Origin of the sequence: Pseudomonas sp. GM21, assembly GCF_000282215.1 — a bacterium.
Taxonomy (GTDB): Bacteria; Pseudomonadota; Gammaproteobacteria; order Pseudomonadales; family Pseudomonadaceae; genus Aquipseudomonas.
The window spans coordinates 1-6,984 of the sequence record NZ_AKJS01000145.1 but is presented as its reverse complement, the minus strand read 5'-3'; the positions used below and the strand labels follow the sequence as shown (position 1 = coordinate 6,984).

Below are 6,984 nucleotides of genomic sequence, written 5' to 3'. Positions count from 1 at the left end.
CCCGACTTCCGTATTTCTCCCGCCCGGCACTGTGCAGGTTTCGCCTTTTGCGGGCACATACACGGCAATCGCCTGGTACGCGAAGTCGGGAGGTAAATCGGCGGTGAAGGTGAATGTGTTTGGCTGGCTGGTGGCACAGCCTGCAGTTAAAGCGAGGCAACCGCCCAGGCCTGCGTTTCGTAATGCACGCTTCATAACGAGGTTTCACCTTGCCAAAATGCCGCTGCCTGACGCACACGTTCAAAGTGTTCCGTCGCGCTCTCATCAGGACGCACCTGCCAGTGCGGCGCCAGTGTGAAGGCGGGCGCCTGCAGGCTCTGGGTCAGCAGAAATTCCAATTGCTCTGGCTCCAGCCAGCCCCATGCATCCGCCAAGGCCAAGCGGTCGCGTAACCAGGTGTCAGGGTCATGCAGCTCGGCGAGTCTGACGTAGGCTTTCAGATGCTCTGCCAAAAAGTAACGATGGGCATTGAGCCGGCGAATTTCCTTGGCCTGCGGAGGTGGGATCGGTGTGTGTAACCAAAGAGGTTCATCGGGCACTGGATAGGTGCCGGGGGCAGGGTTGAAGACGGTTTTCCAGGCTGTACCGTTCCAGTAGCACACACTGATCGCCGGCCCGAGATAGGCCGGGTAGGCCTCGACGGGCAAATGTTCAAGCGCGCGAGCCAATACTCGATTGTCGTGAAAGCGATACAGCGCCTGATGGGGACGCGTGCCGATGATCAGCCGCTCGTGCCAGTGACTCACCAGTTTGCGCAGGTCACTTTTTGGCAGGCTGGCCAGCCAGCCCCAGTTTCGCTGCGGGTGCTCGAGCAGTTCGTCAATACGGCGGTCGCCGGGCTGGTCCAGGGTGAAAATGAACGGGCCGGCGTCAGCCAGGGCAGTGATGTGGGTGCCGCTGTAGACGCCCAAATACTGTTCAAACTGGCTGGAGTTCAGCAATAACCGGCGCGTTTCGCGCTCATTCGCTGAGTCCAGCACCAGACATATTTCATGGCCAAAGCGCCGCAGTTCGGTCATCCACTGGTGGGGGAGTGCATCCATCATGCGGCAGCTCCTTGCGTCAGGCAGAGGCCATCCCGGCAGGCTTCGCAGATTGGACAAAAATCTGCCCCCAGCGCGTTGCTGACCACCATTAGCTCCCTCTGGGACGGCGCGATTATTGGGGGCAGTTCGGGTGGCGCGGACAAGGCATCAATTGATCCCGGCATCGGTAACGATGCGTCAGAGCCCGGCACGGGAGTACCGCCAATCTGGATTTCGCTGCTGCTGAAAATTCCTCCGGGGCCCATCACAAAGTGTTCGCTGCCGGTGCTGATACTGATACCCGCGCCCGCTTTCAGAACCAGAAAATCACCCGCCTCGATAACAAATTTACGGCCCGCTCTGGTCACCAGCGTTTCATCGACTCGGGTGTGGCTGTTACCGGCGACCTGCAGGTAGTCGCTGGCCATGAGCTGTGTTTGCCGGTCCCCGGTGATGGTTCGATGCTCTTCGGCTTTGAGTACGGTGAAGCTGTCGCCATTGACGGTTTCCCGGCGTTCATTGCCCACCTCCAGACGGCTATCGTTCTCAACCTTCTGCTGCATATCCCGCTGGGCGCGCAGGTAAATCAACTCCTGGCCGGTACGGTCTTCCAGGTGCAGTTCGTTGCACCCGGTGCTGTCGGGCGAACTGCGAGAGCGAAACACGCTGCGGGTTTTGTGCTTGGGTAACTCGTAGGGCGCCGGGTTCGCGCTGTTGACAAAACATCCGCTGATCACCGGTTGATCCGGGTCGCCTTCGAGAAAACTGATCAGCACCTCCATGCCCACTCGCGGGACAGTGCCACTGCCATACGCGTTGCCGGCCCAACCGGTGGCCACCCGCACCCAGAAACTGCTTTTGTCGTCGTTACGGCCTTCGCGATCCCAGAAAAACTGCACCTTCACCCGACCATATTTATCGCAGTGGATCTCCTCACCTTCGGGGCCGGTAACCAAGGCAGTTTGACTGCCGAACATTCTTGGTTTGTCGTGGGTTCGGGGTGGGCGGTAGAACACTTCCCAGGGGGTGGCGACGAATTGGTTGCGATAGCCTTGAAAGCCTTCTTCGCCTTCGACGATGGTGCTTGCCGCGCTCTCTTCGAGGACCTGGGGCATTCGGCCTTCGTGTTGAACCTCGGTCAGCAACCACAGCTGGTTCCATTCTTCGAAGGGGTGTTCGGACAGTTGCAAAAAATGCCCGGAGACCAGCGACGCCTGATCGCTTTTTCCCTGCGCTACGTTGCAATCGGCACGATGGCCTTCCAGCGCACGACGAGTCAGGCGTTTGCCCTGTTCACCTTTGGTAAAGCCGCCAGGGTAATCGTAAATTTCCAGATCCGGTTGGGCATTATCGAGGGGCGGCCGATGGCTGGACTCGAGCTGAATACGGGCTTTCTCGAAGTCGTAGGCGCGGCGAGCGCTTTTATTGGGGCGGGTCTGCTCCCATACGTCAAAGTGATTGATCACCGGTTCTTGCGCGACCAGGCCGCTGTCCTGCCTGTAAGACGTTGCACCGTCGAGCCGGGGAAACACGGTCTGGTCGTCACCAAACACCAGCACATGCTGATCGCGGCGATGCCGAAAGTGGTAATGCAGCCCTTCTTCCTCGCACAGACGCTGTATGAAGTGCAGGTCCGATTCACCGTACTGCACGCAGAAGTCACGTGGCGGATAGGTCGAGCCAAACTGGAACAGGCAGGCATCTTCGAGGATCCCGTGTTCCGCGAGTAGCCGCTTGATGATCTGCGGGACTGACAGTTGTTGGAAAATCCGCTGGTTGGTGCGCTGCGACAGATAGGCCAATTGTGGCACCAAGGTCATGCGATAACGGGTCAGGCGTTTACCCGGGCTGACTCGGGCAAAACCGTACACCTGCCCATGAATGCCGGCGCCGTTGTTGTTGAATGCCAGAAAGGCGCGTTTGTGTTGCAGGATTTTCGCGGTGAAATCCCGTCTTTCACTGACCAGTTCGATATCAAAGGCGTAAGGCTGGCTGATGAATTCCTTTCCGGTGAACGAGAGCACCTGCAGGTCGTGCTCGAAATCGCTGATCGAAAGGCTGAAACGAGCGTGGGGGTTAGCGTCGAACATCCATGACTCCTTGTCCTGTGCGTGGTACAGGCTTGGGGACGTTGATGCTCAGTGTGTAAAAGACCTTCCATGGCCAGTCACAACTAAACGTCCTGAAGCCGGGTTTAATGCCACGCTATCAAGGGAGCAAACGGAATGATGTCAGACGCTTCCCAAAATGCAGTTACTCACCTTGGATGTGGCAGCGGCGCAGAACAGTTGGATCACGGTACTGAGCCGGTGGCAGATCCCTTGTGGGTAGTCAGGCCTGGAGTCGAACCCAAACGCTGACGAGGATGGTCGCCGCGATCAACCAGCCCACCGCCGCCACAGCCAGTGACGCCTCCAGCCGCATGCGGTCGACCATCACATACAAGGTCGCCAGGTAAACGAAGTAGGGAATGATCGACCACATGCCAAACACGATGGTGGTCTTCAAGTCCTCCACTGAACGCCCTTTGCCGACGATGAAATGCGCAATCAACGCAAAGGTCGGAAACAGCGGCACCAGGCCGGCGATGTAGTAATTTCTGGTCTTGGCCAGTGCCGCCAGAATCAGCACCACCGCCGCGCCCAACGCCGCTTTCAGAATCAGATCCATCAGTGGCTCAACCCGTACTTTTTAACTTTGTCGAACAGCGTGGTCTTTGCCATACCCAGTTCCAGGCTGGCCTGGGTCAGGTTGCCGCCGCTGCGCTGCAAGGCGTCGCTGAGCAAATTGCGTTCGAAGGCTTCCACCGCTTCGGCGAACGCCAGCCCCTGATTGCTGCCACTGGTACCGGACTTCTTGAAGGCCGGCAGGCCGAGGGCGAAGCGTTCGGCGACGTTGCGCAATTCGCGCACATTGCCCGGCCAGTCGTGGCTCATCAGGTTCGACAAAGTCTGGTTATCCAGCTCCGGCACGGTGCGATCAAAGCGCAGGGACGACTGCTGCAAGAAGTGCTCGAACAGTTGCAGGATGTCTTCGCGACGTTCGCGCAGCGGCGGCAGTTCCAGGGTCACCACGTTCAAGCGGTAATACAGGTCGCTGCGGAATTCGCCGGCCTTGCTGGTTTCGGCCAGGTCGGACTTGGTGGCCGCGATCACCCGGCAATCCACCGCCACGCTCTGATTCGAGCCGAGGCGTTCGAGGGTGCGCTCCTGCAACACTCGCAGCAGTTTGATCTGCAACGGCAGCGGCATGCTTTCCACTTCATCCAGGAACAGCGTGCCGCCGTCGGCGTGTTCGATCTTGCCGATCCGACGTTTGCCGGCGCCGGTGAAAGCGTTGGCTTCGTGGCCGAAAATTTCGCTTTCGAACAGGTTTTCCGGCAGACCGCCGCAGTTCAGCGCGACAAATTGTTTGGTGTGGCGCCGACTGAAATCATGCAGGCAACGCGCGACCAGTTCTTTACCGGTGCCGGTCTCGCCTTCGATCAACACGTTGGCCGAGGTGTCGGCGACGTTGGCGATCAGTTCCCGCAGGTTTTGCATGGCCGGCGAGCGGCCGATGATGCGGCCTTCGAGGGAGTCACGCTCGGCCAGTTGCCGGCGCAATGACGAGACTTCGCGGGCGAGGCTGCGTTGTTCCAGCGCTCGGCGTGCCACGTCCACCAAGCGTTCGGGGGAGAAGGGTTTCTCCATGAAGTCATAGGCGCCTTTTTGCATCGCGCCGACCGCCATGGAGATGTCGCCGTGACCGGTAATCAGCACCACCGGCAGGCTGCGATCGCGAGCCTTGAGCCGGGTCAGCAGTTCCAGGCCATCGATGCCCGGCAGGCGAATGTCGCTGATGACGATGCCGGCAAAGTTGTCGCCGACACGTTCCAGTGCTTCTTCGGCGCTGCCCACGCCGACGCAGGGAATGTCTTCCAGGGTCAGCGCCTGTTGGCAGCCGAGCAGCACATGAGGATCGTCTTCGACGATCAGCACACTAAGGTCGTTGTTCATATTGGCTCGGCGGGAGTGGGGCTTACCAACGGTAAACTGAGGACGAAGGTGGTACCACCGCTGGCCGGGTGTTCGACACCCAGGTGCCCGCCGGTGGCGGCGGCCAGACTGGCGGACAGGGTCAGGCCGAGGCCCAGGCCTTGTGCGCCGGGTTTGGTGGTGAAGAACGGTTCGAACAGATGCTTGCGCGCTTCGACGTCGATACCATGGCCGTTGTCGCGCACGCGCAGGCGGTATTTGCCGTCGAACACGTCACCTTCCAGCCACAGCTCCGGCAGCGGTTGGGCCTGCATGGCGTCAAGGGCGTTGCCAATCAGGTTGACCAGAATCTGTTCAAGGCGGGTCTGGTCGATCTGTACTTGCACATCTGTGAAATCGCGATGCAATTGCAGGTGCGCGCTTTCCACCCGACTGCCGAGCAATTGCAAGGCGGCGTCTACGGCTTTGCCGAGGCTGGCCTGGCCTTTGTCATCACCGCGACGCGCGAAGGAGCGCAGGCTGGCGGTGATCCGGCCCATTCGGTCGATCAGTTCGTTGATGGTATTGAGGTTGGTGCTGGCCACGTCCAGCTGGCCACGTTCAAGGAAGCGCACGGTGTTACCGGACAAGGTGCGCAGCGCGGCCAGCGGTTGGTTCAATTCGTGGGCGATGCTGGTGGACATCTGGCCGATGGCGGCCAGTTTTCCGGCCTGTACCAGCTCATCCTGAGCGCGGCGCAGCGTCTCTTCCGCGTGCCGGCGCTCGCGGATCTGGCCTTTGAGCCGTTCGTTGCTGGCGCGCAGGTCGGTGGTGCGTTCGGTTATCCGACGTTCCAATTGATTGTTGGCTTCCTGCAAGGCTTCCCGGGCAGCGAGGCGGGTAGCGACGACCTTGCGCCGCTCGTTCCAGGCGATCAGCAGGAACGCCACGAGCGCGAACGCCACCGCCACCAGAATCCCTTGGTTGATCGCTTCGCGGCGCAAATCCTGAAGCGGCGTGAGCAGGGTGAAATTCCACGGGGTATCGCTCAAGGGCCGGGTCTGGGCCAGGTAGCTGATGTCCTCATCGTCTGCCTCCACTTCGCTGTTGGCGGGGAAGGTCAGCTTCTCCACGCCCTCGGCCAGGGTTTCACGGGCCAGCGGTTGCAGTTCATTCAGCGGAAACCAGTAGTACTGGAGGCTACGGGCGAGTTTTTCTTTGGTTTCGTCGCTCAACGGCACGACCGACTTGAGGCGCAGCGCCGGATCACTGGACAGAATGATGATGCCGTTTTCGTCGCTGACGAAGGCTTCGAGACGCGCCCGCTGCCAACGTTCTTCCAGGGCTTCGAGGCGGATTTTGACCACTGCGACGCCGATGATTTTGCCGTGTTCTTCCAGGCCGTGGGCCAGGTAGTAACCGGGTTCGCCGTTGGTGCTGCCGATGCCGTAGAAACGTCCGGGCTGGCCGCGAATGGCGTTCTGGAAATAGGCGCGGAAGGACAGGTCTTCACCGAGGTAGCTGTCGACATCGCGCCAGTTACTGGTGGCCAGGACACGACCGGTGGTGTCCATCACGTAGATAGCCCGACTGCGGCTGCGCCGGTTCAGGCCTTCAAGGTAATCATTGACCGTTTGCCGGTGTTCCGGCGACGGGTCGGCCAGCAATGTCGACACGCTGGATTCGAGTTCCAGCAGGCTGGGCAGGTAGGTGTATTTGCTGATCTCGCTCTCGACAGCGCGGGCGTGGAGTTCCAGCTGACGCTGGCCGTTCTCGCTGAGGCTGCGGATGCCGTAGTGTTCACTGACGCAGAAGCCGACGTAACCCAGTCCGATCATCAGGGCGATGATCAGCGGCGGCAGGAACAACTGGCGAATCAGACGGGGTTTCACGGCTAGTGATGGCGTTGCTGCGCGATAGAGAGTGGGGTCGCATTTCATCACAGATGCCTTGGGTCAACCACAACACTTGCTAGACATTTACCACTGTCCCTTGTGGGAGCG

The 6,984-nt window shown here is 60.0% G+C and carries 5 protein-coding genes and 1 pseudogene; all 6 read right to left on the bottom strand.

The annotated features are described in order from the left end of the window. A pseudogene (locus PMI22_RS32150) lies at positions 1-195 on the bottom strand (hypothetical protein); the annotation flags it as partial. After that, positions 192-1,046, bottom strand: a complete 855-nt coding sequence (locus PMI22_RS05515; RefSeq protein WP_007948166.1) for a DUF4123 domain-containing protein — start codon at positions 1,044-1,046, stop codon at positions 192-194. The gene PMI22_RS05515 and the pseudogene PMI22_RS32150, both read right to left, overlap by 4 nt. Beyond that, positions 1,043-3,115: a type VI secretion system Vgr family protein gene (locus PMI22_RS05520; RefSeq protein WP_007948165.1), complete on the bottom strand. Its 2,073-nt coding sequence runs from the start codon at positions 3,113-3,115 to the stop codon at positions 1,043-1,045. The genes PMI22_RS05515 and PMI22_RS05520 overlap by 4 nt, the downstream gene beginning before the upstream one ends. A gap of 241 nt (positions 3,116-3,356) precedes the next feature. After that, positions 3,357-3,686 carry a GlpM family protein gene (locus PMI22_RS05525; RefSeq protein WP_177323446.1) on the bottom strand — a complete coding sequence of 110 codons (330 nt, stop codon included), beginning with the start codon at positions 3,684-3,686 and terminating at the stop codon, positions 3,357-3,359. Between the two features lie 8 nt (positions 3,687-3,694). Further along, positions 3,695-5,023 (bottom strand): sigma-54-dependent transcriptional regulator, encoded by a 1,329-nt coding sequence (locus tag PMI22_RS05530; protein ID WP_007948162.1) that lies wholly within the window; start codon positions 5,021-5,023, stop codon positions 3,695-3,697. Continuing rightward, positions 5,020-6,921, bottom strand: a complete 1,902-nt coding sequence (locus tag PMI22_RS05535) for a sensor histidine kinase (RefSeq protein WP_007948161.1) — start codon at positions 6,919-6,921, stop codon at positions 5,020-5,022. The genes PMI22_RS05530 and PMI22_RS05535 overlap by 4 nt, the downstream gene beginning before the upstream one ends. Positions 6,922-6,984: the final 63 nt, after the last annotated feature.